This window comes from Mesorhizobium sp. WSM3860, assembly GCF_002294995.1.
In the GTDB taxonomy this organism is placed as follows: domain Bacteria; phylum Pseudomonadota; class Alphaproteobacteria; order Rhizobiales; family Rhizobiaceae; genus Mesorhizobium.
The window spans coordinates 87,837-114,268 of the sequence record NZ_NSGF01000011.1 but is presented as its reverse complement, the minus strand read 5'-3'; the positions used below and the strand labels follow the sequence as shown (position 1 = coordinate 114,268).

General features: G+C 64.5%; 24 protein-coding genes. 20 read left to right on the top strand and 4 right to left on the bottom strand.

All coding sequences use genetic code 11. The features are described from left to right. Positions 1-131 precede the first annotated feature (131 nt). Complete coding sequence (locus CK220_RS18675) at positions 132-1,199, bottom strand: sugar ABC transporter substrate-binding protein (RefSeq protein WP_066992156.1); 1,068 nt, start codon at positions 1,197-1,199, stop codon at positions 132-134. A gap of 225 nt (positions 1,200-1,424) precedes the next feature. Beyond that, positions 1,425-2,309, bottom strand: coding sequence for an AraC family transcriptional regulator (locus tag CK220_RS18670; protein ID WP_095812931.1), 885 nt, complete (start codon positions 2,307-2,309; stop codon positions 1,425-1,427). Positions 2,310-2,582: 273 nt separating this feature from the next. Here CK220_RS18670 and CK220_RS18665 point away from each other — a divergent pair, with 273 nt between their 5' ends. From CK220_RS18665 to CK220_RS18630, 7 genes are all read left to right on the top strand, one after another. Beyond that, a complete protein-coding gene (locus tag CK220_RS18665) occupies positions 2,583-3,185 on the top strand; it encodes an ANTAR domain-containing response regulator (RefSeq protein WP_095812930.1) in 603 nt (200 codons plus the stop codon). A 2-nt stretch (positions 3,186-3,187) separates the two neighbouring features. After that, positions 3,188-4,414, top strand: coding sequence for a CmpA/NrtA family ABC transporter substrate-binding protein (locus CK220_RS18660; RefSeq protein ID WP_176479131.1), 1,227 nt, complete (start codon positions 3,188-3,190; stop codon positions 4,412-4,414). Between the two features lie 356 nt (positions 4,415-4,770). Next, positions 4,771-4,950 carry a hypothetical protein gene (locus CK220_RS18655; RefSeq protein ID WP_095813017.1) on the top strand — a complete coding sequence of 60 codons (180 nt, stop codon included), beginning with the start codon at positions 4,771-4,773 and terminating at the stop codon, positions 4,948-4,950. A gap of 62 nt (positions 4,951-5,012) precedes the next feature. Then, on the top strand, positions 5,013-6,314 hold the full coding sequence (locus CK220_RS18650) for a nitrate/nitrite transporter (RefSeq protein ID WP_095812928.1): 1,302 nt from the start codon (positions 5,013-5,015) through the stop codon (positions 6,312-6,314). Positions 6,315-6,331: 17 nt separating this feature from the next. After that, positions 6,332-8,782: a nitrite reductase large subunit NirB gene (gene nirB, locus CK220_RS18645; protein WP_095812927.1), complete on the top strand. Its 2,451-nt coding sequence runs from the start codon at positions 6,332-6,334 to the stop codon at positions 8,780-8,782. 211 nt (positions 8,783-8,993) lie between these two features. Next, positions 8,994-9,323 carry a nitrite reductase small subunit NirD gene (gene nirD / locus CK220_RS18635; protein WP_095812926.1) on the top strand — a complete coding sequence of 110 codons (330 nt, stop codon included), beginning with the start codon at positions 8,994-8,996 and terminating at the stop codon, positions 9,321-9,323. Between the two features lie 2 nt (positions 9,324-9,325). Continuing rightward, on the top strand, positions 9,326-11,995 hold the full coding sequence (locus CK220_RS18630) for a nitrate reductase (protein WP_095812925.1): 2,670 nt from the start codon (positions 9,326-9,328) through the stop codon (positions 11,993-11,995). A gap of 16 nt (positions 11,996-12,011) precedes the next feature. Here CK220_RS18630 and CK220_RS18625 read toward each other — a convergent pair whose 3' ends face one another. Next, complete coding sequence (locus CK220_RS18625) at positions 12,012-13,229, bottom strand: FAD-dependent oxidoreductase (protein WP_095812924.1); 1,218 nt, start codon at positions 13,227-13,229, stop codon at positions 12,012-12,014. A gap of 14 nt (positions 13,230-13,243) precedes the next feature. Beyond that, positions 13,244-14,008 (bottom strand): aldolase/citrate lyase family protein, encoded by a 765-nt coding sequence (locus tag CK220_RS18620; protein ID WP_095812923.1) that lies wholly within the window; start codon positions 14,006-14,008, stop codon positions 13,244-13,246. A gap of 109 nt (positions 14,009-14,117) precedes the next feature. On the opposite strand from CK220_RS18620, the gene CK220_RS18615 reads away from it, so the two are divergent. The 13 genes from CK220_RS18615 to CK220_RS18555 all read left to right on the top strand — a co-directional run bounded on the left by CK220_RS18615 (position 14,118) and on the right by CK220_RS18555 (position 26,312). Beyond that, positions 14,118-15,008: a 2-hydroxy-3-oxopropionate reductase gene (locus CK220_RS18615; RefSeq protein ID WP_095812922.1), complete on the top strand. Its 891-nt coding sequence runs from the start codon at positions 14,118-14,120 to the stop codon at positions 15,006-15,008. Between the two features lie 4 nt (positions 15,009-15,012). Then, on the top strand, positions 15,013-15,825 hold the full coding sequence (locus tag CK220_RS18610; protein WP_095812921.1) for a shikimate dehydrogenase: 813 nt from the start codon (positions 15,013-15,015) through the stop codon (positions 15,823-15,825). After that, positions 15,818-16,624 (top strand): SDR family oxidoreductase, encoded by an 807-nt coding sequence (locus CK220_RS18605; RefSeq protein ID WP_095812920.1) that lies wholly within the window; start codon positions 15,818-15,820, stop codon positions 16,622-16,624. The genes CK220_RS18610 and CK220_RS18605 overlap by 8 nt, the downstream gene beginning before the upstream one ends. 14 nt (positions 16,625-16,638) lie before the next feature. Continuing rightward, positions 16,639-16,986: a RidA family protein gene (locus CK220_RS18600; RefSeq protein ID WP_095812919.1), complete on the top strand. Its 348-nt coding sequence runs from the start codon at positions 16,639-16,641 to the stop codon at positions 16,984-16,986. A 76-nt stretch (positions 16,987-17,062) separates the two neighbouring features. Then, entirely contained in the window at positions 17,063-17,851 is a 789-nt protein-coding gene (locus tag CK220_RS18595) for a FadR/GntR family transcriptional regulator (RefSeq protein WP_176479128.1), read from the top strand. Positions 17,852-18,130: 279 nt separating this feature from the next. Then, positions 18,131-18,841 (top strand): SDR family oxidoreductase, encoded by a 711-nt coding sequence (locus CK220_RS18590; RefSeq protein WP_095813015.1) that lies wholly within the window; start codon positions 18,131-18,133, stop codon positions 18,839-18,841. Between the two features lie 11 nt (positions 18,842-18,852). Beyond that, positions 18,853-19,602 carry an SDR family oxidoreductase gene (locus CK220_RS18585; RefSeq protein WP_095812918.1) on the top strand — a complete coding sequence of 250 codons (750 nt, stop codon included), beginning with the start codon at positions 18,853-18,855 and terminating at the stop codon, positions 19,600-19,602. Positions 19,603-19,685: 83 nt separating this feature from the next. Next, positions 19,686-20,633: a LysR substrate-binding domain-containing protein gene (locus CK220_RS18580; RefSeq protein ID WP_095813014.1), complete on the top strand. Its 948-nt coding sequence runs from the start codon at positions 19,686-19,688 to the stop codon at positions 20,631-20,633. An 87-nt stretch (positions 20,634-20,720) separates the two neighbouring features. Continuing rightward, complete coding sequence (locus CK220_RS18575; protein WP_095813013.1) at positions 20,721-21,755, top strand: amino acid ABC transporter substrate-binding protein; 1,035 nt, start codon at positions 20,721-20,723, stop codon at positions 21,753-21,755. Positions 21,756-21,835: 80 nt separating this feature from the next. After that, a complete protein-coding gene (locus CK220_RS18570; protein WP_095812917.1) occupies positions 21,836-22,999 on the top strand; it encodes an ABC transporter permease subunit in 1,164 nt (387 codons plus the stop codon). 3 nt (positions 23,000-23,002) lie between these two features. Beyond that, a complete protein-coding gene (locus CK220_RS18565; protein ID WP_095812916.1) occupies positions 23,003-24,082 on the top strand; it encodes an amino acid ABC transporter permease in 1,080 nt (359 codons plus the stop codon). Positions 24,083-24,092: 10 nt separating this feature from the next. Next, a complete protein-coding gene (locus CK220_RS18560; RefSeq protein ID WP_095812915.1) occupies positions 24,093-24,857 on the top strand; it encodes an amino acid ABC transporter ATP-binding protein in 765 nt (254 codons plus the stop codon). 54 nt (positions 24,858-24,911) lie between these two features. Beyond that, positions 24,912-26,312, top strand: coding sequence for an FAD-binding oxidoreductase (locus tag CK220_RS18555; RefSeq protein WP_095812914.1), 1,401 nt, complete (start codon positions 24,912-24,914; stop codon positions 26,310-26,312). The last annotated feature ends 120 nt before the right edge of the window (positions 26,313-26,432 follow it).

Below are 26,432 nucleotides of genomic sequence, written 5' to 3'. Positions count from 1 at the left end.
GCATATCGCAGGCGACGCGGCTGCGCCGCCTCGCTGTTGGAGACGATATGGCTCCGCCGCCGCTCCTCGAAGACGATGCGCCCTGGGTCGCATCGCTTTGGGAGACGATGCGGCTTCGGCCGCATCGCTCCTTATTGAATGCCGAGCTTCTTGCAGCCTTCGGCGTAGCGGTCGGTGCAGAGCTGGGCTGCGGTCTGGATCTTCTTGTCGATGATCTCGGCCTTCAGATTCTCCTGCGTCACCACGGCCGGCACGAAGAGCTGCGAGGGCGTATCGTAGAGCGTTGTCTCGGCTTTCGGAGTCTCGCCCTTGAGAAGCTGCACAGCAACGTTTGCAGCGGCCGCGGCGACGATTTCGCTCGGCTTGGAGATAGTGTTGTACTGGTCGCCGGCAATGATGAGCTGCAAGGCGGCGATCGTCGCGTCGTTGCCCGTCACCGGCGGCACCGGATCGACGCCGGCTGCCTTGAAGGCAGCAATGGCGCCGCCGCCCGTGCCGTCATTGGCGGCGACCACGCCGACGATCTTGTTGCCGAAGCGCGAGATCTGCCCCGCCGCCCATTGCTGGGCATTCGACGGCGCCCAGTTCGGCGTGTCGAACTCCGCGAGCGTCTTGTAGCTGCCGGTCTTGAGGCCCTCATGGATGCCGTCCTTGATCAGGCCCGCCGCGGCGTCGGTCGGCGAGCCGTTGATCTGCAGCACGCCGACATCGCCGTCGCTCGACACGCCCTTGGCCTTGAGATGCTCGACCAGCGATGCGGCGATCGCCTTGCCGATGGCCTTGTTGTCGAACGACACATAGAAATCGGCCTTGGCCGTGGGGATCGGACGGTCATAGGCGATCACCTTGACGCCCTGAGCCTGCGCATTGTGCACCAGCGAGGCCGCCGCCGCGGAATCCACCGGGTCGAGCACGACAACCTTGGCGCCCTGGGTGATGACGGAGTTGAACTGCTGCTGCTGCTTGGTGACGTCGGCGTCGGCGTTGAGATAGAGCACCTTGCAGCTGTCGCAGAGCTTCTTCATTTCAGCGACGAAGCCCGGATGGTCATGCTCTTCGTAACGCGTCGAGCCCTGGTCGGGCATCAGGAACGCGACCGTGGAGCCGGCGATATCCTGCGCATTGGCAAAAGTCGCGCCAAGAGCGAGGCTCGAGACGGCCATCGCGGCCGCCGTCAATCTGGACACGTATCTGGACATAAGGTCTTCTCCAATTCCCATTGTTTGATCTAACGGACTCGACATCGGGCGCGAATGCTGCTCGCCCACCCGATCGGAAGTCCAGTGAACTCGTGCAGCAGCCTCACGGCTTCCTCCCGCTGGCATGACACGAGGAAATACTCGTCCATCGCTGGTTCGCTTCCGCGACCCATCGCTTCGTCCTGGTTCTTGTTTAAGGCTTGTTTTCTCCTCCCGAACTCCTTTCTATGCGGCGCGCGCGGCCGCGAAATTATCCGCAACCAATCTCCTGAACTGCGAAGGCGGCATGCCCTTCTCGGCCAGGAACTGGCGATTGAAGTTCGACAGATTGTTGAAGCCGACCTCGAAGCAGATATCCGCGATCTGCGCCTCTTCGTCGCTCATCAGGATCTGGCATGCGAGGTTGATGCGCAGCCGCTTGATGTATTGCAGCAGCGACATGCCGGTATGCTTGCGAAACGAGCGCGAGAAGGCGCTCGGCGTTTGCCCGGCGATCGCGGCGAGATCGCCTTCGTTGAATTGCTGGGTCAGGTTCTCGCGGATATAGGCGAGAGCCTGGTTCATGCCGGCAGACATGTATCCGGACGGGTCAGGCAGATAGTTCTCGCTGGCGAGCACGCGCGGCGCAGTTTCGCGGCTCAGCGCTTCCATGATCGACATGAACAGGCTGATCCGCTGCACGCCGTAAGCATGCGTGATCTCCGCCAGCAACGGCATGACCGCCCTGCTCACGCTGGCGCTGAACAGGACGCCGCGCCGCGCGAGCTCCAGCAATGGGGAGACCGCGCCAAGCTCGGGAAAAGTGGTGATCGCGCCGCCGATGAATTCCTCGCTGAACTGGACCAGCCTGCAGCGCAGCGGAACTGACTGACCTTCCGGAACCTCGCTGATCCAGTTGTGCGGCAGGTTCGGACCGGTGAGAACGAGGTTGCCGACCTCGAACTCGCCGATGAAGTCGCCGACGAAATAGCGGCCGTTGGTCGCGACGATCTGGTGCAGTTCGTATTCCGGATGAAAATGCCAGCGCACCGTATGGTAGGGATAGCCATGCCACCTCACCGCGAACGACTCGCCAGGCCTTATCTGTATGACTTCCAGATCGGGTCCCATCGATTCCTCCCGCAGGCCGTCGCCAGCCTTCGAACCGCGGCCGTTTGTTCCGGCTCATCTAGGGTCAGGATAACGGCGGCCAAGGATGTCCGCCACCTCGCCACGCCGCGCCGACTGATACGTTTTTGACCTTTTTGGCCCAGCGAAAAACGTGCCTTCGAAAATTAGAGGCTTCGAATATCGGTGACCGGCCCGCGGCGTTTGGGCGTGGGAAAGTCGCCGCGAACCACGCTACCGCATTGCACAATTCCGGCCGGGCTGCACAATAGGCGCATGTCCGCCGGTTCGTTGACCATCCTTGTTATCGACGAGAACCGCATCCGCGCCTCGATCATCGAGGCCGGATTGCGGGACGCCGGCCATAGCCATGTCACCGTGGTCCATGACGTGGCCGGCATTGCCAAGCGCATCGCCGAGATCGAGCCGGATGTCATCGTCATCGATCTCGAAAACCCCAACCGTGACATGCTGGAGAACATGTTCCAGCTTTCGCGCGCGGTGAAACGGCCGATCGCCATGTTCGTCGACCGTTCCGACCGGGCCTCGATAGAGGCGGCGGTCGAAGCCGGCGTATCCGCCTATGTGGTCGACGGGCTGAAGAAGGAGCGCATCAAGCCGATTCTCGACATGGCGATCAGCCGCTTCAACGCCTTCTCGCGCATGGCGCGCGAACTGGAGGAGGCGCGCAGCGAGCTCGAGAACCGCAAGGTCGTCGATCGCGCCAAAGGGATATTGATGAAGTCGCGCGGCTTGAGCGAGGAGGCCGCCTACGCGCTTCTGCGCAAGACCGCCATGGACCAGAACCGCAAGATCGCCGACATCGCCCAAAGCCTGGTGACGGCCGCGGGATTGCTGGGACCGCTGGAGGGCGAATGAGCATGACTGCCGCGCACCAGATCACCGCCGGCTTCATGCCGCTCTTCGATAGCGCCGTCCTGGTAGCGGCCGGCGAGATGGGCTTTGCCGCCCGCGAAGGCATCGAGCTCAAGCTGCATCGCGAGACCTCGTGGGCCAATATCCGTGACCGCATCGCCATCGGCCATTTCGACGTGGCACACATGCTAGGCCCGATGCCGCTCGCCTGCAGCCTCGGCCTCACGCCGCTTGCCTCGGAGACCATAGTCCCCTTCTCGCTCGGGCTCGGCGGCAACTGCGTGACGGTCTCCAATGCTGTGTGGCAAGGCATGGAAGCGCACGAGGCCAGGCCCGACCTCGATCCGGCGCGCGCTGGGACGGCGCTCGGCGCGCTGATCCGCGAGCGGGCGGCCGCCGGCCGCGAGCCTTTGCGCTTCGCCGTCGTCCATCCGCATTCCGGGCATAATTACGAGCTGCGCTACTGGCTCGCCGCCTGCAGCATCGATCCCGACCGCGATGTCGAGATCGTCATCGTGCCGCCGCCCTTCATGGCCGATGCGCTCTCCGCCGGCCGCATCGACGGCTATTGCGTCGGAGAGCCCTGGAACAGTGCCGCGGTCGCCGCCAGCACCGGCCGCATCGTCACCGTCAAGGCGCTGTTGTGGCGCAACAGCCCGGAAAAGGTGATCGGCGTGCGCAGAAGCTGGGCCGAGGAAAACCCTGACGCGCTAGCGGCGCTGCTGAGAGCGCTGCATCACTCCGCCCGCTGGTGCCAGGATCCAGCGAACCGCGGGGCGCTGGCCGCGCTGATGGCCAAGTCTGCCTTCCTCGGGCAGCCGGAGGCGATCCAGATTCCGGCGCTCACCGGGCGACTTCAGCTCGGCGGCGGCGCGGAGCGCAGCGTTGAGGATTTCTTCCTGCCCTTCGACAAGGCGGCAAACTTTCCCTGGAAGAGCCATGCGCTCTGGTTCTACACGCAGATGGTGCGCTGGGGACAATTGCCGCATACGCCGCAAAACCTGGCGATCGCTCGCGATTGCTATCGACCCGACCTCTATCGCTCGGCGCTGAAGCCGCTCGGCGTGGCCCTGCCCGGCGCCAATGCCAAGGTGGAAGGCGCGCTGCAGACCGCAACGCCGGTCGGCTCGGCCGGGGCGAGCCTTGTGCTCGGCCCGGATGGATTCTTCGACGGCCAGATCTTCGATCCCGATCGGATCGATGCCTACATCGCGGACCAGAAGCGCGACTGATCATTTGCGCGCCATTCTTGTGCATTGCACAAAATTTGTGCGCCCTGCCCGCTCCGTTGATCAACGTTTGACCGTGTCTCCGTCCGGCCGGCCGGCGCCTGATGCGGCTACCGCTTTGATTTTCCTTGAAATCCGTCTTTCACGCAAAACTGGCACGCTTCGTGCTTTAAGATAATCGAGCCCCACGCGGGCAATAGAACAGGCGTCCAATGGCGGGCGCGACAGGCAAAGCTGCCGCTCAGGTGACGCGCGATCCCGGATGTACGGACGCGAGAGGCCTGGACGGCAGCTTTTTTATTTTGGACCGAAACGCAATCGACGGCGGTGATTTCAGGCGGCGCCGAACGGAGACGAAGATGACGAAACGGATAGGAACTGGCGGTTCCCTGAGAGATTTCACCCGCCGCGATTTCCTGGCGAGCAGCATCCTGACGGCGGCGCTATTCATCGCCGCGCTCCTGCTGTTTCCCACCAATCACGACAGAGAGGCCAAGGATCCGCAAGTGACTGCGCAGGTCCCAGCCTCGCCACGCTGACGATGCCGCGCCTCTGATCAACACAACAGGCGGTGCCTCCCACGCCGCAAACGGAGCCGACAATGACCGCAAACCTCCAAGCCGCGCCCAGCCAGGACAGTAGCTCCCGGCAGGCGCTCGTCATCTCCACCATCGCCTTCACCGTCTGCTTCGCGGTGTGGACGATCTTCTCCATCATCGGCGTGCGCATAAAGCAGGAGCTCGGGCTGAACGAGACCGAGTTCGGACTGCTGGTCGGCACGCCTATCCTCACCGGCTCGCTCGTGCGCATGGTGCTCGGCGTCTGGACCGACCGCTACGGCGGCCGGCTGGTCTACACCATGACCATGCTCGCGGCGGCAGTCGCGACATTCCTGCTCGCCTTTGCGCACACCTATGAGCAGATGCTGATTGCAGCACTCGGCGTCGGGCTTGCCGGCGGCTCCTTCGCGGTCGGCATCGCCTATGTCTCGCGCTTCTTCCCCGCGCGCAAACAAGGCACGGCTCTCGGCATCTTCGGCGTTGGCAATGTCGGCGCCGCGGTCACCAAGTTCCTGGCGCCGCTCGTGCTGATTGCCTGGGGCTGGCAGTCGGTCGCGCTGATCTGGGCCGCGGCGCTGGTTGTCATGGCCGGCGTGTTCTGGTTCCTGACCAGCGACGACCCGGTTATCCGGGAGCGCCGCGCCGGTAAGGCAGTACCAGCAAGAAGCTTCTGGCAGGAATTCGCTCCGCTGAAGAACCTGCAGGTCTGGCGCTTCGCCTTCTACTACTTTTTCTCCTTCGGTGCGTTCGTGGCGCTTTCGCTCTGGCTGCCGCGCTATCTGATCGGCGTCTATGGCTTCGGCATCGCCGCCGCCGGCATGATCGGCGCCGCCTATTCGATTCCCGCAAGCATCTTCCGCGCTTATGGCGGCGTGCTTTCCGACCGCATCGGCGCCCGTACCGTGCTCTATTGGACCTTCACCGTATGTGCCGTCGCGACCCTCGTTCTGTCTCTCCCCTCGGCAGATTACGTCGTGCGCGGCATCAGCGGGCCGATCCCCTTCCATGTCGAGATCGGCCCGCTCGCCTTCATCGCCGTCGCCTGCGTACTCGGCTTCTTCATGAGCCTCGGCAAGGCCGCCGTCTACAAGCACATCCCCGTCTATTACCCGCAAAGCGTCGGCGCGGTCGGCGGGGTGGTGGGCATGATCGGCGGCCTCGGCGGCTTCATCCTGCCGATCGCCTTCGGCGCGCTGAACGACCTCACCGGGGTCTGGTCGAGCTGCTTCATGCTGCTATTCGTCATCGTGGTCTCGTGCCTTCTCTGGATGCACGTCACCATCCGCCGGATGGAGCGCGCGGCTGCCGTCAAGCCCGCGTCCCTCACCTACGCCGCCGAATAGATCGGAGCTGACCGGACATGAGCGAGAAACTCGTCATCATCGGCAACGGCATGGCGCCGGGCAGGATGCTCGAGCACCTGCTGGAAGGAGCGCCCGACCGCTACGCCGTCACCATCTTCAACGCCGAGCCGCGCGTGAACTACGACCGCATCATGCTGTCGCCGGTGCTCTCGGGCGAGAAGGAGTTCGAGGAAATCGTCATCCATGGCGACGGCTGGTACATCAAGCACGGCATTACCCTCTACAAGGGTCACAGGATCGTCGCCATCGACAGGGACGCGAGGACCGTTACCTCTGACCACGGCGTGACCGAGAGCTACGACAGGCTCGTCATCGCCACCGGCTCGGTGCCGTTCATCATCCCGGTGCCGGGCAAGGGCTTGCCCGGCGTGCTCAGCTACCGCGATCTCGACGACGTCAACGCCATGCTGCTTGCCGCGCAGTCGCGCGCCAAGGCGATCGTCATCGGCGGCGGCCTGCTCGGCCTCGAAGCGGCGGCCGGGCTGAAAGAGCGCGGCATGGAAGTGACCGTGCTCCACGTCATGCCGACACTGATGGAGCGCCAGCTCGATCCGGCTGCCGGCTACCTGCTGCAGAAGGCGGTCGAGGCGCGCGGCATCAAGGTCATGACCAGGGCCAATACCAAGGCCATTGTCGGCAATGGCAAGGTCGAGGGCGTCGAACTCATGGACGGCACGACCATCCCGGCAACGCTCGTCGTGATGGCGGTCGGCATCCGCCCGAATATCGCGCTGGCCAAGGACGCAGGGCTGGAGGTCAATCGCGGCATCGTTGTCGACGACCGCATGCAGACATCCGATCCGGCAATCATGGCGCTCGGCGAATGCGCCGAGGTCGGCGGCCATGTCTACGGGTTGGTCGCGCCACTTTACGAGATGGCTCGCGTCGCGGCAGCCGGGCTGACGGACGGCGAGGACAGGCGCTTCGTCCATTCCGACACGCCGACCAAGCTCAAGGTCACCGGCATCGACCTTTATTCGCTCGGCGACTTTGCCGACGGCGACGACCGCGAGGAGATCATCCTGCGCGATGCATCCGCCGGCATCTACAAACGCGTCGTGCTGCAGGACAACCGCATCATCGGCACGGTGCTGTTCGGCGAGACGGCCGATGGCGCCTGGTTCAACGACCTCAAAAAGAAGGCGACCGACATCTCGGAGATGCGCGACACGCTGATCTTCGGCCAGGCGTTCCAGGGAGGCGCTTCCTCGGACCCTTTGGCGGCCGTTGCGGCACTGGCGGATGATGCGGAAATCTGCGGCTGCAACGGCGTCGGCAAGGGCAAGATCACCGGCGCGATCACCGGCAAAGGCCTGACCGGGCTCGACGACGTGCGCGCCCACACCAAGGCCTCGGCCTCGTGCGGCTCGTGCACGGGTCTCGTCGAACAGCTCCTGAAGCTCACGCTGGGCGAGGCCTACAATCCGGCGGCGCTGCAGCCCATGTGCGGCTGCACGAGCCTCGGCCACGACGACGTGCGACGCCTGATCAAAGCGAAAGGGTTGAAGACGATACCCGCCATCATGCAGGAGCTCGAATGGAAGACCTCCTGCGGCTGCGCCAAGTGCCGGCCCGCGCTCAACTATTATCTGGTCTGCGACTGGCCGGACCAATATGCCGACGACTATCAGTCGCGCTTCATCAACGAGCGCGTGCATGCCAACATCCAGAAGGACGGCACCTATTCGGTCGTGCCGCGCATGTGGGGCGGGGTGACCAGCGCCGGTGAATTGCGCGCCATCGCCGACGTGGTCGACAAGTTCCGCATCCCGACCGTGAAGGTTACCGGCGGCCAGCGCATCGACATGCTGGGCATCCGCAAGGAGGACCTGCCGGCGGTGTGGGCCGATCTCGGCAAGGCCGGCTTCGTCTCAGGTCATGCCTATGCCAAGGGCTTGCGCACGGTGAAAACCTGCGTCGGCTCCGACTGGTGCCGTTTCGGCACGCAGGATTCGACGGGGCTGGGCATCCGCATCGAAAAGTTCATGTGGGGTTCCTGGACACCGGCCAAGGTGAAGATGGCGGTCTCGGGATGCCCGCGCAATTGCGCGGAAGCGACCTGCAAGGATGTCGGCGTGGTCTGCGTCGACTCTGGCTACGAGATCCATTTCGCGGGGGCTGCAGGCCTCGACATCAAGGGCACCGAAGTGCTCGGCCTAGTGAAGACCGAGGACGAAGCGCTGGAGGTGATCGTGGCACTGGTCCAGATGTATCGCGAGCAGGCTCGCTATCTCGAGCGCATCTACAAATGGGCCAAGCGCGTCGGTACCGCGGAGATCAAAAAGCAGGTCCTGGATGACGTAGAGAAGCGCCGCGCTTATTTCGAGCGCTTCGTCTTTTCGCAGAAATTCGCGCAGGTCGACCCGTGGTCCGAACGCGTCTCCGGCAAGGACAAGCACGAGTTCCGCCCGCTGGCCTCGGTCGGGTTCGCCGAGGCGGCCGAGTGATGGAGATGTCAGCGCGAGGCACCCCCCTCTGGCCTGCCGGCCATCTCCCCCGCAAGGGGGGAGATCAGCTTTCATTGCGGCCTTTTAAAATCACCAGCGTTGCAGAAGGGGCGGCGAGCCCGAAGCTGCCAATCTCCCCCCTTGAGGGGGAGATGTCCGGCGGGACAGAGGGGGGTGCCTGGGCGCATTCATATCAAGCAAAGGCGACTCAATGACCTGGACATCGATCGGCTCTCTTTGCGACATCCCTCGCCGCGGTGCGCGTTGCGTGGCCACCCCGCAGGGCAAGATCGCCGTCTTCCGCACCGCGGATGACCAGGTCTTTGCCATCGAGGACCACTGCCCGCACAAGGGCGGGCCGCTCAGCCAGGGCATCGTTCATGGCGCGGCGGTGACCTGTCCGCTGCACAACTGGGTGATCTCGCTGGAGACCGGCAGGGCGCTCGGCGCCGACGAAGGCTCGGTTAGGACGATCCCGGTCAGGATCGAAGGCGAGCGGCTCTTCATCGCGCTTGATGCTCTGGCCTCGAAAGCGGCCTGAGCATGGAAGAAGCACGCGAGGTGAGGACCACCTGCCCCTATTGCGGGGTGGGATGCGGCGTGCTGGCCGAGATCGCCGCGGATGGCAAGGCAACCGTCCGGGGCGATCCCGACCACCCGGCCAATTTTGGCCGCCTTTGCTCTAAGGGTGCCGCGCTTGGCGAAACGCTTGGCCTCGATGGTCGCTTGCTTCAGCCGGAAATCCAAGGCAAGCAGGCGAGTTGGGACGAAGCGCTCGACCTCGTCGCCGCGAAATTCTCGCAGGCGATTGCCGAGCATGGGCCGGACTCGGTCGCCTTCTATGTCTCCGGTCAGTTGCTTACCGAAGACTACTACGTCGCCAACAAGCTGATGAAGGGCTTCATCGGTTCGGCCAATATCGATACCAATTCGCGGCTGTGCATGGCGTCGTCCGTCGCCGGCCACCGCCGCGCTTTCGGCGAGGACATCGTTCCCGGTGTCTATGAGGATTTCGAGCACGCCGACCTCATCGTGCTCACCGGCTCCAATACCGCATGGTGCCATCCGGTGCTCTACCAGCGCATGCTTGCGGCACGCAGCGAACGCGGCACGAGGATCGTCGTCATCGATCCGCGCCGCACCGCCACGGCCGACGAGTGCGACCTACATCTGGCGCTCGATCCAGGCACGGACGTGCTGTTGTTCAATGGGCTGCTCGCGCATCTCGCGCTGGCCGGAAAGATCGATGCCGATTTCGTCCGCGACCATACATCGGGCTTCGATGCAGCGGCTTCGCTCGCCGGCGCCGACGCGCCCTCGATCGCGCGCGTCGCCAAGGGATGCGGGCTGGCGGCCGCCCATGTCCAGGCTTTCTATGAGCTTTTCGCCGACACCGAGCGGACGGTCACCGTCTACAGCCAAGGGGTCAATCAGTCGGCGCATGGAACCGACAAGGTCAACGCCATTATCAACTGCCACCTCGCCACCGGCCGCATCGGCAAGCCTGGCATGGGGCCGTTCTCGGTCACCGGGCAGCCGAACGCGATGGGCGGCCGCGAGGTTGGAGGCCTGGCCAACCAGCTTGCCGCACATGTGGACTTTGCGGATCCCGCCGGCATCGACCGCGTCTCCCGCTTCTGGAAGGCGCCCGGCATCGCGCGGCGGGCCGGCCTGAAGGCCGTGGACATGTTCCAGGCGGTTGCAGACGGCCGCATCAAGGCGCTGTGGGTCATGGGTACCAATCCGGCGGTGAGCATGCCGGATGCGTCGCGCGTGCGCGCTGCCCTGTCCAAATGCGATTTCGTCGCGGTCTCGGATGTGACCCGCACCGACACCACGCGCTATGCCGACGTGCTGCTGCCGGCCGCCGCCTGGGGCGAGAAGGACGGCACGGTCACCAATTCGGAACGGCGCCTCTCGCGTCAGCGGCCGTTCGTGCCGTCGCCGGGCGAAGTGACAGCCGACTGGCGCATCATCTGCGAGGTCGCCGCGCGCATGGGATTTGGCGATGCTTTTGCCTACCGGACGCCGGCCGAAATCTTCCGCGAGCATGCCGCGCTGTCGGCCTTCGAGAACAATGGCGAGCGCCAGTTCGATCTGGGCGGCCTGACGGATATCAGCGATGCGGGCTATGCTGGCTTCGCGCCGCGCCACTGGCCGGCACCAGAGAGGCGTGAGTGCCAGACGAGATTGTTTGCCGACGGTCGTTTCCCGACACCGGACGGCCGTGCGCGCTTCGTGCCGGTGCGGCAGGAGGCGACGGCGTTCACAGTCGATGCGGACTATCCGCTTGCCTTGAACACGGGCCGGCTGCGCGACCAGTGGCACACCATGACGCGCACCGGCACCGTGCCGCGCCTGATGGCCAACGCGCCGGAACCGGCGGTGGACCTCAATCCGGCGGATGCGGCCGCGCACCAGCTCAAGGATGGCGATCTCGCCCATCTGTCGACCCGCTTCGGCTTTGTGCGCGCGAAGGTACGCGTGGCCGAGGCGCAGCGGCGCGGCCATGCCTTCATGCCCATGCATTGGAGCGGCCAGTTCGCGGCCAGGGCCGCCGCGGGCCTGCTGTCCTCGCCGGTCAGCGATCCGCATTCCGGCCAGCCGGAGCTGAAGCATGTCCCAGTCAGAATTGTGCGCGAAAACACTGGATGGGCCGGTGTGCTCATCACACGGCGGAATCTCAGGCCGACCGGTTTCGTCCATTGGAGCAGGCTGGCGGTCGAAGGCGGCTGGGTCTACGAGCTGACCGGGACCGAGCCGCCCGACCAGGGCATTCTTCTGGCGCGCAAGCTGCTTGGCGTCCAACGGCAGGATCATCTGCTCGAATACACCGATCGCCGGGGGCTGGCCTATCGTGCCGCTGCGATCGACGAAGGCGGCGCCATGGCTGAGGCCCTGCTGGTCGCCGCTCCAGACCAGTTGCCCACGCGGGACTGGCTGGTCTCGCTGCTGGCCAGCCGCCAGGCGCTGTCGACAGCCGATCGGCATGCGCTTCTATCCGGGCGTTCACCAGCGCCGATGCCCGCCATCGGGCGGGTCGTGTGCTCATGCTTCCACATCGGCGTCAACCAGGTCGCTTCGGCGGTCGCGGCGGGATGCGACAGTCTGGAGGCGATCGGCTCGACGCTGCGCGCCGGCACCAACTGCGGCTCGTGCCGCTCGGAGATAAGGGCGATCATCGACGCAAGGCACGTTCAGGCCGCCGAGTGAAATTCGCCGGAACCGTTCAGATCACCGCTTCTTCGAGGAACGGGTCGTTGCGAGGGATGCGCTCGTAGCAGAACGGCGACAGGTCGAGCGTCTGGAAGGCGCCGTGAACGATGAGCTCCGACACTGCCCGGCCGACCGCGGGCGACTGCTGCAGGCCGTGCCCAGAGAAGCCGTTGGCAAACATAAAGTTCTTAACCTCCGGGTGAAAGCCGACGATGCCGTTGTGGTCGAGCATGTTGTATTCGTAGTGGCCGGTCCAGCTCGTCTGGACCTTCAGCGCGTCGAAGGCCGGGATGCGGTGCCACAGCGCCGGCCAGATATAGTCGTCGAACTCCTCGAAATGCATCTCGAAGTCGTCATAGTCGGCCGGTCCGTCGCCCTGCGGCGTGTTGCCGGTGAGGAAGAGCTGGCCTTCCGGGCGCACGAAGGTGCCGGAAAGGTCGATGACGTTGGGCATCCGCCCAGGGATCGGGTTGGCGCTGGCGAAGACGAAGCTGTAGCGCTTGTAGGGGGCGACCGGGATGGAAAGGCCGGCCATGGCAGCGACCTGCTGCGCTCGCGGGCCGGCGGCATTGACCAAGGTTCCGCAAGCGACTGTCTCGCCGGTCGCAAGCCGAGCGGAGACAACCCGCCCATCGACGACATCCAGTCCGGTCACGGCATTGTCGATATATTCGACCCCGCTGGCGCGGGCGGCCCGGCGGAAGCCGTTCAACATGCCCATGGAATCGAACCAGCCCTCTTCGCGCGCGCCCCAGGAACCGCCGCCGAGATCGTCGACATTCAGCCAGGGGAAGCGTTCCTTCAGCGGACCCGGCTCGAGGAAGACGGTGTGGGCGCCGAGGCTGCGCTGCAGCTCGACCCGCTCCTTGGCCGCCTCCACTCCTTCCGGCGAGCAGCAATAGAGGTATCCGTGTTCCTTGAAGCCGAGATCGGGTGCCGGCTCGTTCATGTAAAAAGGCGCCATCCGCTCCTGGAAACTGCGGATGATCCCGATGCCGAACTGGCTGATCTTCACATTGATCGGATTGGAATATTGCTGGCGGATGGCGCTGGTGGAGAGCGCGGTCGAGGAGAATTCGTAGCTGGAGTCGCGCTCGACCACGAGGATCGAGGCGCCGCTGCCGAGCGCCCGGCTCAGCCAATAGGCCGTCGACGAGCCGATGACCGCACCGCCGACGATGACGATGTCGTAGGCGTTGCGCGAGGGTGCTTTGTAAGGGGGGATCGCCACGGCCGTCTCCGAGTCTAGCGGTTGAACGACGCAATCAGGGCGTCCGAGCCTCGCGCCAGCAGGCCGAGGTCGGAGCCGACGGCAACCATGGTGAAGCCTTCGGCGAGATAGCGGTCGGCGTCGGCCTTCACGGGAGCCAAAATCCCGCTCGCCTTCCCTGCCGCAGCCGCGGCCTTGCGCACGGACGCGATCGCTTCCTGCACATGCGCAGCGCCGGGATTGCCCATCGCGCCCATATTCGTGGAAAGATCGCCGGGCCCGACAAACAGAACGTCCACGCCATCCACCGCTGCGATCTCAGCCGCATTGGCGACGCCGGACTCGTCCTCGATCTGCAAGGCCAGCAGCTGCTGCTCGCGCGCTTTCGCATGATAGCCGGCGATGCGGCCGAAGGCGTTGGCTCGGTGGCCGACCGAGAAGCCGCGGAAGCCGCCCGGAGCATAGGTCATCGCCGCGACAATTGCGCGCGCCTGCTCCGCCGTCCGCACATTCGGGATCATCAGGCTGCGGGCGCCGACATCCAGGGCCTGCTTCATCAGGTTGGGATCGTCGGACGGCAGGCGCACCACCGCCTCGCACGGAAATGCCGCCGCGACCTGAAGCTGCGCCATGATGCTGCGCAGATCGTTGGGGCTGTGCTCGCCGTCGATCAGCAGCCAGCCCGCTCCGGAACCAGCCACCACTTCCGTGGTCAGCGCTGAAGCCAGCGAGCACCAGATGCCGATATGGGGCCGGCCGGCCTGAACGGCCGCCTTCAGCGAATTGACGCGCTCTTGCATTTTGCGATCGGTCTCCTGCGGAAAGAAGATGCATTGAAATTTGTATGATGTCCTATATCATACGCCTTCATTGAGCCGCAAGACGCTCTGGTGAGCACGGGAGTTGCGCATGAAAATTGGCTTCATCGGACTTGGCGTCATGGGCGCGCCCATGGCGCGGCATCTTGCCGATGCCGGGCACGAGATCGTCACGGTGCTCAATCGCTCTCCCCTGCCTGCCGATTTGAAAGCGTCAGTGCTGGCTTCTCCTGCCGAAGTCGCGCGGCTTGCCGAAATCATCATCATCATGCTGCCCGATACGCCCGACGTGGAGCGCGTCCTGCTCGGGCCGAGTGGCGTACTCGAAGGGATTTCAGCCGGCAAGCTGGTCATCGACATGAGCTCGATCAGCCCGATCGCCACCGCGGAATTCGCGGCGAAATTCAGGGAAGCGGGAACCGGCTTCCTCGACGCACCCGTATCCGGCGGCGAGGTCGGCGCCAAGGCGGCGAGTCTCACCATCATGGTCGGCGGGCCGGCTGCCGAATTCGAGCGTGCGCTGCCCATCTTTGAGAAGCTCGGCAAGAATATCACCCTGATCGGCGAGAAGAACGGCGCCGGCCAGACCTGCAAGATAGCCAACCAGATCATCGTCGCGCTCAACATCGAAGCCGTCGCCGAAGCGCTTGTCTTTGCCAGCAAAGCGGGCTGCGATCCGGCCAAGGTCCGAAGCGCGCTGATGGGCGGCTTCGCCTCGTCCCGCGTGCTCGAAGTGCATGGCGAGCGCATGATCGCCCGCACCTTCGCGCCGGGCTTCCGCATCCGCCTGCACCAGAAGGATCTCAATCTGGCGCTCGAAAGCGCCCGCGCGCTTGGAGCCGCCCTGCCGAGCACGGCGCTGGCGCAGCAACTGATGAATGCCTGTGCGGCCCGCCCGGACGGCGCGGAAGCAGACCACTCGTCGCTCGTCCGGGCCCTCGAGGTCCTGAGCGATCATGAACTGTCAAACGGAAAGGAGTGAACCGATGCGCGGAACCGGCAAGGCCGATGTCTTCGTCATGCTGGCCCATCCCGTGGGCCACGCGAAAAGCCCTGGCATTTTCAACGAGATCTTCGAGCAGAAGGGGCTCGACAGCCTGATGGTGCCGCTGAGCTGCCGTCCGGAAGACTTCGATACTTTCTGGGCCGGCATCACGGCGGCGGAGAACATCCGCGGCGTCATCATCTCGGTGCCCTACAAGGTCCCGGTCTACCACAGATGCGCCGCCGCGCACGACCGCGCCGCGCGCGTGCAGAGCGCGAATTCCGTGCGCCGGCAGGCGGACGGCACCTGGTATGCCGACAATTTCGACGGTGTCGGCTTCATAGACGGCTTGAAGGCAGGCGGACACCGGATCGCCGGCCGGCGCATCCTCCAGGTCGGTGCCGGCGGCGCGGGCGCCTCGCTGACCTATTGCCTGGCCGAGGAAGGAGCCGCGGAAATCCGTCTGGCCGACATCGACAGGGAACGCGCGCAAAAGCTTGCTTCGCTGGTCAACAAGTCCTTCCCCGATTGCCGCATCGAGGTCGGCGAGCCCGATCCGTCCGGAATGGACATGGCGGTCAACGCGACGCCCTCCGGACTGAAGGCCGGCGATCCGCTGCCGATGGATGTGAGCAAGCTGACGCCGGAGATGACGGTGGTCGACATCATCATGGAGCCGGCCGAAACGGCCCTGCTCAAGGCGGCGAAAGAGATCGGCTGCCGCATCCAGCCCGGACGCCCGATGATGGATTTCCAGGTCGAGGCCATGGCCGCATTCTTCGACATCGAGCGAAAGGATCGCCGCAATGGCTGAGGCTTCGACTGCCGTTGTCATCGGCGGCACGTCCGGGATCGGCCGCGCTATTGCGCAGCGCTTCGCCGAGGACGGCTATCAGGTGGTCGTCGCCGGCCGGGACGCGAGCCGCGGCAAGGAAGCTGCCGAGGCCTGCGAGAGCGCCGGCGCCCCGCGCGCCGTGTTTGTCCAGACCGATGTCGGCGATCCCGCTTCCGTCGAAGCGCTGGCGGATGACGTCAGCAATGCGTTCGGCACGCCTCATGTCGTGGTCAACTGCGCCGGCATCCTGCAGAGCGGCAAGCATGTGCTCGACCAGGACCTCACCGAAGACGAGCAGATGTGGCGGATCAACTATCGCGGTACGCTGCTTGGCTGCCAGCTGTTCGGGCGGCTGATGTCGGCCGCCGGACGCGGCGCGATCCTCAATGTCGGTTCGCTCGCCTCCTTCGCGCCGCTGTCGCTTCCGGCCTACACGCCCGGAAAGCATGCGGTCCTGGCGCTCACCCAGATCCTGGCCGCCGAACTCGGCCCGCATGGAGTCCGTGTAAACGCCATAGCGCCGGGCTATACCCTCTCCGACGGGCTGAAGGCCAGGATTGCCAGGGGCGAGCGCAACCCGGACGCGATCCAGGCCACCACCGCGCTGCGCCGCTTCGTCGAGCCGCGCGACGTCGCCGAGGCGGCGCTGTTCCTCTGCTCCGATCGAGCCGCCTCGATCACCGGTGTCACGCTGCCGGTCGACGCCGGCTGGCTCGTCCAGGCGCCGTACGCGCAATACCTGCAGGGCAACCCCATCCGGCAGACGCCGGCGATCTGACGAGGAAGAATCCAGTGGGCGATATCCAGCGTTTCGACTTCGACACCCGCATCCATCACGGCGTCATCCACAACGGAACGCTCTACCTGACCGGCCAGGTTGCCAAGCCGGGCCAGCCGGCCACCGACCAGATGCGCGAGGTGCTCGCCAAGATCGATGCGCTGCTCGCCAGGGCCGGCACTGACAAGACCCGCATCCTCCATGTCCAGATGTGGCTGGACGACGTGCGGGATTTCGACGAGGTCAACGCGGTCTGGGACGCCTGGATGCCGAAAGAGCATGCGCCGGCACGCTCTTCCGGCGAGGGCCGGATGGCCAAGCCCGGCATGCTGGTCGAACTGATCGTCACCGCGGCGGTTTGAATGGTCTTGCCGGTTCGGGCATCATCCCGAATCTGAACCTGAACGGCCCTAATCTGGACTTGGACGGAAGACCTGAATGACGAAGCGCAAGCCGCTTTCCACCGTCGTGGCGGAGAGCCTGGCCGAAAAGATCCGCTCCGGTGAGTTGCAGCCCGGCGCGCAACTGCCGACCGAGGCGGAGCTTTGCGCGGAATACGATGTCAGCCGCACCGTCGTGCGCGAAGCCGTGGCGCGGCTGCGCTCCGAAGGCATGGTGGTGCCGCACCAGGGACGCGGCATGTTCGTCAGCGAAACGCCCGTGCCGCGCAATTTCTCGATCCCGGACGAGGCGCTTAGGACCTTGCCGGAAACCATCGCCTTGCTCGAACTCAGGTTGAGCGTCGAAGTCGAATCCGCCGGGCTCTGCGCCGAACGCCGCACCGACAACGAAGCGAGCGACATCCGTGCCATGATGGATGAGATCGACGCGCGGCAGGCCGACCCGGCGGCCGTCCAGATCCACTACGACTACGACTTCCACCTCGCGATCGCCAAGGCCGCGCGCAACGAATTCATCCACGGCTTCCTGGCCTATCTCGGGCCGATGATCGTGCCGCGCTTCCAACTCGGCTACGTGGTCGAGCCGACCCTCAAGGACAGCTACTACGCGCGCATCCACAGCGAGCACAAAGCCATCGTCAACGCCATCGAAAGACAGGACGGCGGCAAGGCCCGCCAGGCCATGCGCAAGCATCTGCACAACAGCCTCGGGCGCGTTCGCGCCCTGGCGCGGGCTTCCGGAGTCGAGGCGACCGACGCGGAGCAAAAGGCCGCCGCAGCCTCGCTCTTCACCAAGATGAAAAGACCTGTGCCGACGGCCGGATAGGCCGCGACGATTTCAATCCTTCGCGTGGGGGCCGAACGCGGCTTGCGACGCGTTGCGAAAGCCGTGTTTTTGATCCACCGACGACCGGGAACCCTCTCCCGCGCGTCGAAAGTATTGTTTTCCCTTGGTTCGCAGCGCTGGAGGCCGTACAGGCAGGGTGGAACGTTTCGCCTGCCGGAAAGGCTTTCGAAAGTTTATCTTTCCTTTTTGCTGCTTTTCTTGGTTTCGCGGCACCGGTCGAGGCCGCAGACTGATGATCAGGCAATCGGGGAAGCCCAGGTGACGACAGCCTTCATCACAGGTGCGACGAGCGGCATTGGGCGAGCCATCGCCATCGCGTTGAGCGACGCCGGTTACGACGTCTATGCGGTCGGCCGCAGCCAGGCCGCGCTCAAGGAACTGCAGGCCGAGCGTCCGGGCATCCTGCCGATCGCCGTTGACGTTGCCGACCGCGAGGCTTTGGAATCGGTCCTGGCCGATCTCACCATCGATGTGCTGATCAACAACGCCGGCATCATGCCGCCGCTCGGCAATTTCGCCGACATGACGATCGCAGACATCGACACCACGTTGGAGGTGAACCTCAGCGCGGCGATCCTGCTCACCCGCCTCGTCGTGCCGCAGATGCGCGAGCGCCAGTCCGGCCACATCTTGTTCACCGGATCCACCGCAGGCCACGCGGCCTATTCCAATATTGCCGTCTATTCGGCCACCAAGGCGGCGATCTCCGGCTTTGCCGCTGCCTTGCGCGCCGACCTCTCGCCGTCCGGCATACGCGTCACCGAGATCGTCGCCGGCCGGGTCGAGACGCAGCTCTACAAAGACATCCTCGACACCGAAGCCCGGGCGGCGATGTACGCCGGAAAAGTGGTGCAGCCGGATGACGTGGCCAGGATGGTCGTCGCTGTGCTGGCGCTCCCCGCATGGGCCGACGTTACCCGTTTCGACATCATGCCGACTTGGCCGACCTCGCCCAGCGGCACCAAGTGAGGAAAACTGGAATGAAGGACCTTTCCGTTCTGATCGTCGGTGGCGGCGCCGGCCTTGGCGCCCTCCTCGCCCGCATGGCTGTGGAGGCCGGGGCGGCAAAGATCGGCATCATCGACATCAACCAGGGAGCCGCTGAGAGCGCTCTCGAAGCGGCGAAGGCCAAGGGCCTGCCGACGGCTGCGGCAGCTTGCGACATCCAGGTCGGACCGCAGTGTCACGCCGCCTTCGACGCCGTTGTCGCGAAGCTCGGGCGCGTCGACACACTGATCAATTGCGCCGCGATCTATCCTCGGCGTCCGCTCCTCGAGATCACCGACGCCGAGTGGGACGCCTCCAACGGCGTCAACATCAAGGGCACCTACCACATGATGGTGGCTGCCGTTCACCACATGCAGTCGCAAGAGCCGAAAGCCCATGTGCGCGGGAGGATCGTAAACCTCACTTCCGTCGACGCCTTCAAGGCGCATCCGCAGAACGCCCATTATGCGGCGACCAAGGCGGCCGTCGTCAGCCTCACGCGCTCCTTTGCCCATCACGTCGCCAAGGACGGGATTTTGGTGAATTCCGTCGCGCCCGCCGGCATGGCCACCGAGAAGGCCAAGGCGCTCGGCTTCCTCGAGGAACTGGCCAAGGCAAGCCCGCTCGGCCGCGGCGCCGAGCCGACGGAGATCGCCGAATGGGTGCTCATGACCGGCGGCCCGAAGAACACCTATATGACCGGTGAAAACGTAATTGTCTCAGGCGGTTACATCTACGCCTGAATCGATTTTCAGACGCTGGCGGCGTCTGAAATCCAGCAGTGCATGATGAACGGAGTCTCGAACGAAAGGAGGCGGACTTCACGATGACCGGCAAGCTTCGCCTTCCCTCGCTCAATGCGCTTCGCGTCTTCCACGCCGTCGCACAGCACAAGAGCTTCCGGCAGGCCGCCGACGAGCTCCTGGTGACGCCGCAAGCCGTCGGTCAGCAGATCAAGCTCTTGGAAGACACGCTTCAGGTGACGCTGTTCGAGCGCAAGGGGCGCTCGATCGAACTGACTGAGTCGGCGATCCTGCTCTCGCACTATGTCAAAGCCGGCTTCGACGAATTTTCCGAAGGCGTTCGCCGCGTCACCAAATCGAACTACCGGGACCGCATCAATCTCAATGCCAGTCCCTACTTCGCAACGCACTATCTGCTGCCCAGGCTTTCACTCTTCCGCGAGATCCTGCCGGGCGCTGATCTGCGCCTGACGACGATGGTCGACCTGCCCGATTTCGGGCGTGACGACATCGATATGACGGTGCAGTGGGGCTACGGCAACTGGCCGGACTACGAGACAACGCTGCTGGTGCCGGACCCCAAGATCATCTGCTGCACGCCGGCGATCGGCGAGAAGATCAAGTCGGCGCAGGATTTGACGCGGTTCACGCTGCTCGACACCGTCAAGTCGAAGCGCCTGTGGCCGGACATATTGCGCCACCTCGGAGTGGAACTGACTGAGGGCGACCGCAGCATAGGCTTCGATGATGCCGCCACCATGCGCCGTGCGACGCTCCAGGGTATCGGCGTCGGCCTGGTTTCCGTCATCGATGCCGAGGAGGACTTCAGGTCGGGCGCGCTGGTCGCGCCACTTGGCCGTGACGCCCTCTCGGACATGAAGCCGGAAGAAGTCCCCGGCTTCTACCTCGTCATGCCGCGCGGGCATCTGCGCGTGAAGGCGGTGGCCGCCCTGCATCGCTGGCTCGTCCAGCAGGATTGGGGAAGCGACCTCAAGCTTTCTCTGCCGAAACCGATACCGCTCTCCGACTAGGAGCGGCTTCGGGACCGAGGGCCGAAGCGCGTGTTTCGGGCCTCCAACAACAAGAACAAGTGAACCTCAACAGTGGAGACAACAAACATGAAAATGATGAAATGGGGGGCCGCAGCCATGGCCCTTGGCCTGGTTCATTTTGCGGCGCCGGCCGAGGCGGCGGGCGGCAAGACGCTGGAAACGGTGAAGGCGCGCGGCGTGCTCAATTGCACGGGCCATGACGGCTCTTATCTCGGCTTCGCCGAGGTGGACGACAAGGGCAACTGGAAGGGCATGGACATCGACCTCTGCAAGGCGGTGGCGACCGCGGTGTTCGGCGACCCGGCAAAGCTGAAGATCGTCCCGATCAGCTGGGCGCAGCGCTGGCCGTCGCTGCAGTCGGGCGACGTCGACATCATCATCAAGGCATCCGGCGGCACGCTCAGCCGCGACACCGAGCTTGGGCTGCAATTTTCCAACTCCTACTATCTCGGCACGACCAAGGTGATGGCGCACAAAGAGCTCAACCTGAAGTCGCTCAAGGATGCCAACGGCGGCACGATCTGCATCCCCGCCGGCACCTCGCAGGAGCAGCAGGTCGCTGCTTACGCCCAGAAGCTTGGCATCAAGCTCGAACCCGTGCTGATCGAAAAGACGGAAGAGCTCGAGCAGGCTTATTTCTCCGGCCGCTGCGATCTCTATGCGCAGTGGGGACCGACGCTCGCCATCGCCCGCATCGCCAAGAGCAAGGTCGAGGACCATGTCATCCTGCCCGACGTGCTCGCCGTCGAGCCTGAAGTCATGATCATGCGCCAGGGCGACGACAACTGGGTCGACATCGCCAACTGGACCCTCAGCACCCTGATCTTCGCCGAGCAGGAAGGCATCACCTCGAAGAATGTCGACGAGATCAAGGCCAAGCCGACTTCGCCGCAAGTGGCCAAGTTCCTCGGTGTCACGCCCGGCATGGGCAAAGGTCTCGGTCTCGCCGACGACTGGGCCTATAATGTGATCAAGAAGGTCGGCAACTACGGCGAGATCTTCGAGCGCGATCTCGGCAAGGATTCGCCCTACAAGATGGATCGCGAACTCACCAACCTGTGGAACAATGGCGGCGTCCTGTTCCCGCTGGTGATCGACTGACTCCACCTCTCAACGCAGCTCGCTCCGAGTTCCGCCTGGCACCACCAGGCGGAGCCGGCGACAATTCGGGGAAGACCACGATGGTCAGCCTGCTAAGAAATCAGAGGGCCCGCAACACGCTCTTACAGGTTCTTTATGTCGGCTCGCTTGCTGCGATGATCCTTGCCTGCGTGATGATCGCCCGGCAGAACCTGGCGCAGCAAGGCATCACCTCCGGCTTCGACTTCCTGTTCAAGTCGACGGGCTGGGATGTCAACTTCTCGCTGCTGCCCGCCACGGCCAACGACCCGTACTGGTGGTTTTTCCTTATCGGCGTCATCAACACGCTATTCTTGGGATGCACCGGGCTGTTCCTGGCAACGATCGTCGGCACCATCGTCGGCCTGGCGCGGACTTCCTCGAACGAGTTGGCGCGGCTGCTTGGCCGCACCTATGTCGACATCTTCCGCAACATCCCGCTGATCCTCCAGGTCTTCTTCTGGTACGCCGTCATCACGCATCTGCCGACGCCGCGCGCCGCGCATGAGGCCTTTGGCATGCTGCTGACCAGCCGCGGCCTCTATGTGCCGGTCCCCAATGTCGGCGGCGTCGCGTTTGCGGCAGCTATCCTTGCTGTAATCGCGGCGATCGCGCTGCCGGTTTGGCTGGGCCGGACCTCGCGCCTCAGCCAACCGCCCGGCGAGCGGCGCGGCATTCAACTGACCACGGCCGCGACGGCACTGGCCAGCGCGGCCATTCTCCTTGCGCTGGGTCGCCTGCCGGACCTGCCGCTGCTCGACTTCCCTGCCCTGCAAGGCCTCAACCTCAAGGGCGGCCTGCGCATTCCTCCCGAGTTTTCCGCTTTAGCCATCGCCATCGCCATCTATGGCGGCTCCTATATCGCCGAGATCGTGCGCGGCGGCTTCAAGGCCGTCGGCAAGGGCCAGATGGAGGCCGCACTTTCGCTGGGGCTGAGCCCCTGGCGCGTGTTCACGCTGGTCAAGCTGCCGCTGGCGCTGCGCGCCATGCTGCCGATCCTCGCGAACCAGTATGTCTGGCTGATGAAGGCGACGACCATGGGCATTGCGGTGGGCTTCACCGACTTCTTCATGATCGTGGCGCTGACGATCAATCACTCCGGTCAGACGCTGGAGGCGATCGGTATCCTGATGGCAGGCTTCCTGGCGATCAATCTCAGCCTGGCCGCCGTGTTCAACCGCATCAACAAAACCATTGCCCTCAAGGGCAATCAGCTGAGGGGGTGAGTGATGGAGATGGTCGTTCTCGCTCCCCCTGCCCCTGGCAAGCTCGAAGACCTGAGGCGCCGTTTCTTCGCCACGCCGCTTCAGGCGCTGCTGTCGCTCATCTCGTTCGCGATCATGGTTTTTCTCGTCTGGAAGCTGCTGAACTGGGCGGTCTTTTCAGCCGTCTTTACCACCGCCGGCGGGCCCGAAGCCTGCCAGGCGACGGCCGGAGCCTGCTGGTCGGTCATTGCCGCCAGGTGGCGCATCATCCTCTTCGGCCTCTATCCGTTCGAGGAGCAATGGCGCTCGGCCTTGGCCTGTGTGGCCGTCGTGGTCATGACGGTGCTGAGCTGCATTCCGGCCTTTTGGACCGGCCGCCGCATCGCGATCGTCTGGGGCGCCGGAACGGCGCTCTACTATGTGCTGATGAAGGGCGGCGTGCTTGGCCTTGCCTATGTCGGCGAGGAGGCCTGGGGCGGGCTGGCACTCACCCTTTTCATCTTCGTCACCACCTGCCTGATCGGCTTCCCGCTGGCGATCTGCCTGGCTCTGCTGCGCCGCTCCGAACTGCCCTGGATCTCCAGAACCACCGGTCTGATCATCGATGGGGTCCGTTCGCTGCCGCTGATCTCGATCCTGTTCACATTTGCCATTGTCCTGCCTTTTGCCCTGCCGCAATGGCTGGCGGGCGACAAGCTCTACCGGGTGATCCTGGGCTCGGCCTTGTTCTTCTCCGCCTACCAGGCCGAGATCGTCAGAGGCGGCATGCAGGGCGTTCCGAATGGCCAGGAAGAGGCCGCCATGGCGCTCGGCATGAGCTATTGGCAGCGCATCAGCCGCATCCTCCTGCCGCAGGCCATGCGCAACGCGCTGCCGGCCACGATCAACCAGTTCGTCATCTCGTTCAAGGAGACCTCGCTGGTGGTCATCGTCGGCTTCTTCGAGATCCTGGCTTCCGGCAATGCCGCTTATGGAACCGGCGAGTGGCGCTTCGCCTATGTCGAGGTCTACGCCTTCATCGCCTTCATCTATTTCGTCTTCGTCTTCAGCCTGTCCCGCTACGGCGCCTTTCTCGAGCGCCGCATGTCGGTCGGCGAGCGGTAGGGAGGCAAGCGTGATTTCGGACAATTCGGTCAAGTCCGGCGGACCTGCCGTGCGCATCGAAAACCTCGACAAGTACTACGGGACATCCCACGCGCTGCGAAAGGTCAACCTGTCCGTGGAACGGGGTGAGAGGATCGTCGTCTGCGGCCCCTCCGGCTCCGGCAAGTCGACCATGATCCGCTGCATCAATCGGCTCGAGCAGCACAATGGCGGCCGCATCACCGTGCTCGGCACCGAGCTCAACGACGATGTCGGCAACATCGACGGGATCAGGCGCGAAGTCGGCGTGGTGTTCCAGCACTTCAACCTGTTCCCGCATATGACCGTGCTGGAGAACTGCACGATAGCGCCGATGATCGTGCGCAAGCGACCGCGCGCCGAGGCCGAGGCGACCGCCCGGCGCTATCTGGAGAAGGTCCGCATTCCCGAACAGGCGATGAAGTTTCCCGGACAGCTCTCCGGCGGGCAGCAGCAGCGTGTAGCGATTGCGCGTGCGCTTTGCATGCAGCCGCAGCTCATGCTGTTCGACGAGCCGACCTCGGCGCTCGACCCGGAGATGATCGCGGAAGTGCTGGACGTCATGGTGACGCTTGCCTCCGAAGGCATGACGATGATCTGCGTCACGCATGAAATGGGCTTCGCGCGCCGGGCTGCCGATCGGGTGATCTTCATGGACGGCGGCGAGATCGTCGAAGAGGCGCCGCCGGAGGAGTTCTTCGCCGCGTCCCGGAACGAGCGCACGCGACAGTTCCTCTCGCAGGTTCTGGGCCATTGAACGGCATTCGGGAAGATGCAACGTTCCGAAAGCAGCACGTCATCAGGTATTTCTATGGCCGAACCCGCAGTTGCCTTGCGCGAGATTCTCGGACCGAAAGGCTGGCTTTCGGAGAGCGATGCCGAGCCCTACAAACGCGACTGGCTCAACCGCTATGGCGTCCCGCCCCTTGGCGTTGCCAGACCCGCGAACACCGCTGAAGTTGCCGCGGTCATCAGGGCGTGCCGGGAAGCTGGGCTGGCCGTTGTGCCGCAAGGCGGGAACACGGGCCTGTGCGGCGGCGCCGTCGCGGAACAGCCGAACGCGGTGATCGTCTCGCTCTCGCGCATGACGGCGATCGGTGAACCGGATCAGGAGAGCGGTTCGATCGCGGTCGAAGCCGGCGTCGTGCTCGCCTCCCTGCACGAAGCGTTGGAGCCGCATAGGCTGATGTTTCCGATGCATCTCGGCGCCGAAGGCAGCGCCAGGATCGGCGGCCTGATCGGCACCAATGCCGGTGGCAGCCAGGCCTTTCGCTACGGGATGATGCAGGATCTGGTGCTTGGCCTCGAGGTTGTGACGCCGGACGGCGCAGTATGGGACGGCCTTCGCGAGGTGCAGAAGGACAATGCCGGCTATCAGTTGCGCAAGCTTTTCTGCGGCGCGGAAGGCACGCTGGGCATTGTGACGCGTGCTGTGCTCAGGCTCTATCCCACGCCCCGGCAGCAGACGAGTGCGCTCCTGGTCATGTCCGACTTTGCCGCCGCCGTCTCGTTCGGCACCTTCCTGCGCGGCGAGGCCGGAGAGTTCCTGGCCGGGCTTGAATTCTTTTCCGATGTCGGCCTGACGCTCGCGCTCAAGCACCTGCCCGACCTTGCTTATCAGTTGGAGGCGCGAGGCGACGTCTATCTGCTCGTCGAAATGGCATCGAGCTCAACGCGCGTTCCCCTCGACGACCTCCTGACTTCAGCGTTGGAATGGGGCATGGAGCAAGGTCTGGTCGTGGATGGCGCGCTGGCCAATTCGGGCGCGCAGCGGACGCAATTCTGGCGCCTGCGCGAGGAACAGCCAGAGGGGCAGCGGCTGGAAGGCGAACAGTTGAAGCACGACATCTCGGTGCCGCCGGGCGCCATCGCCCGCTTCATCGAGACCGGTGCCGGGATTTGCGACGACATCCTGCCCGGCGTGCGGATCAACCCGTTCGGGCATCTCGGCGACGGCAACATCCACTACAATCTGTCGCCGCCGGAAGGCCGCGCCGATTTCGACGGCAAGGCGGGACAATTCGCCGAGGCGCTGGCTGCGCTCGCTACCGAGATGGGCGGCAGCTTCGCGGCCGAGCACGGGCTTGGGCGCGCCAAGATCGCCATGGCCGACCGGACTCGCAGTTCCGTGGAGCGGCAGCTCATGGCGCGCCTGAAGGGCGCGTTCGACCCGCAGGGCACGATGAATCCCGGCGTTCTGGTGCGTGCGTGACAATAAAGAAAAACTTTCGATTGGACCGCATTTCTTGATTTCGCGTCGGGCGGGCAGAGTGCAGGTATAGGTTCGAAGGGCAGGCTCCGTCCGCTTGCCACCAGCGTAAGAGGATGCCGA

Coding starts and splice junctions, on each gene's coding strand:
- CK220_RS18615 (WP_095812922.1), top strand. CDS start 14,118: ATGAAAATTGGCTTCATCGGACTTGGCGTCATGGGCGCGCCCATGGCG.
- CK220_RS18630 (WP_095812925.1), top strand. CDS start 9,326: ATGGAAGAAGCACGCGAGGTGAGGACCACCTGCCCCTATTGCGGGGTG.
- CK220_RS18610 (WP_095812921.1), top strand. CDS start 15,013: ATGCGCGGAACCGGCAAGGCCGATGTCTTCGTCATGCTGGCCCATCCC.
- CK220_RS18595 (WP_176479128.1), top strand. CDS start 17,063: ATGACGAAGCGCAAGCCGCTTTCCACCGTCGTGGCGGAGAGCCTGGCC.
- CK220_RS18665 (WP_095812930.1), top strand. CDS start 2,583: ATGTCCGCCGGTTCGTTGACCATCCTTGTTATCGACGAGAACCGCATC.
- CK220_RS18585 (WP_095812918.1), top strand. CDS start 18,853: ATGAAGGACCTTTCCGTTCTGATCGTCGGTGGCGGCGCCGGCCTTGGC.
- CK220_RS18675 (WP_066992156.1), bottom strand. CDS start 1,199: ATGTCCAGATACGTGTCCAGATTGACGGCGGCCGCGATGGCCGTCTCG.
- CK220_RS18565 (WP_095812916.1), top strand. CDS start 23,003: ATGGAGATGGTCGTTCTCGCTCCCCCTGCCCCTGGCAAGCTCGAAGAC.
- CK220_RS18670 (WP_095812931.1), bottom strand. CDS start 2,309: ATGGGACCCGATCTGGAAGTCATACAGATAAGGCCTGGCGAGTCGTTC.
- CK220_RS18570 (WP_095812917.1), top strand. CDS start 21,836: ATGGTCAGCCTGCTAAGAAATCAGAGGGCCCGCAACACGCTCTTACAG.
- CK220_RS18580 (WP_095813014.1), top strand. CDS start 19,686: ATGACCGGCAAGCTTCGCCTTCCCTCGCTCAATGCGCTTCGCGTCTTC.
- CK220_RS18605 (WP_095812920.1), top strand. CDS start 15,818: ATGGCTGAGGCTTCGACTGCCGTTGTCATCGGCGGCACGTCCGGGATC.
- CK220_RS18620 (WP_095812923.1), bottom strand. CDS start 14,008: ATGCAAGAGCGCGTCAATTCGCTGAAGGCGGCCGTTCAGGCCGGCCGG.
- CK220_RS18650 (WP_095812928.1), top strand. CDS start 5,013: ATGACCGCAAACCTCCAAGCCGCGCCCAGCCAGGACAGTAGCTCCCGG.
- CK220_RS18555 (WP_095812914.1), top strand. CDS start 24,912: ATGGCCGAACCCGCAGTTGCCTTGCGCGAGATTCTCGGACCGAAAGGC.
- CK220_RS18660 (WP_176479131.1), top strand. CDS start 3,188: ATGACTGCCGCGCACCAGATCACCGCCGGCTTCATGCCGCTCTTCGAT.
- CK220_RS18655 (WP_095813017.1), top strand. CDS start 4,771: ATGACGAAACGGATAGGAACTGGCGGTTCCCTGAGAGATTTCACCCGC.
- nirD (WP_095812926.1), top strand. CDS start 8,994: ATGACCTGGACATCGATCGGCTCTCTTTGCGACATCCCTCGCCGCGGT.
- CK220_RS18575 (WP_095813013.1), top strand. CDS start 20,721: ATGAAAATGATGAAATGGGGGGCCGCAGCCATGGCCCTTGGCCTGGTT.
- nirB (WP_095812927.1), top strand. CDS start 6,332: ATGAGCGAGAAACTCGTCATCATCGGCAACGGCATGGCGCCGGGCAGG.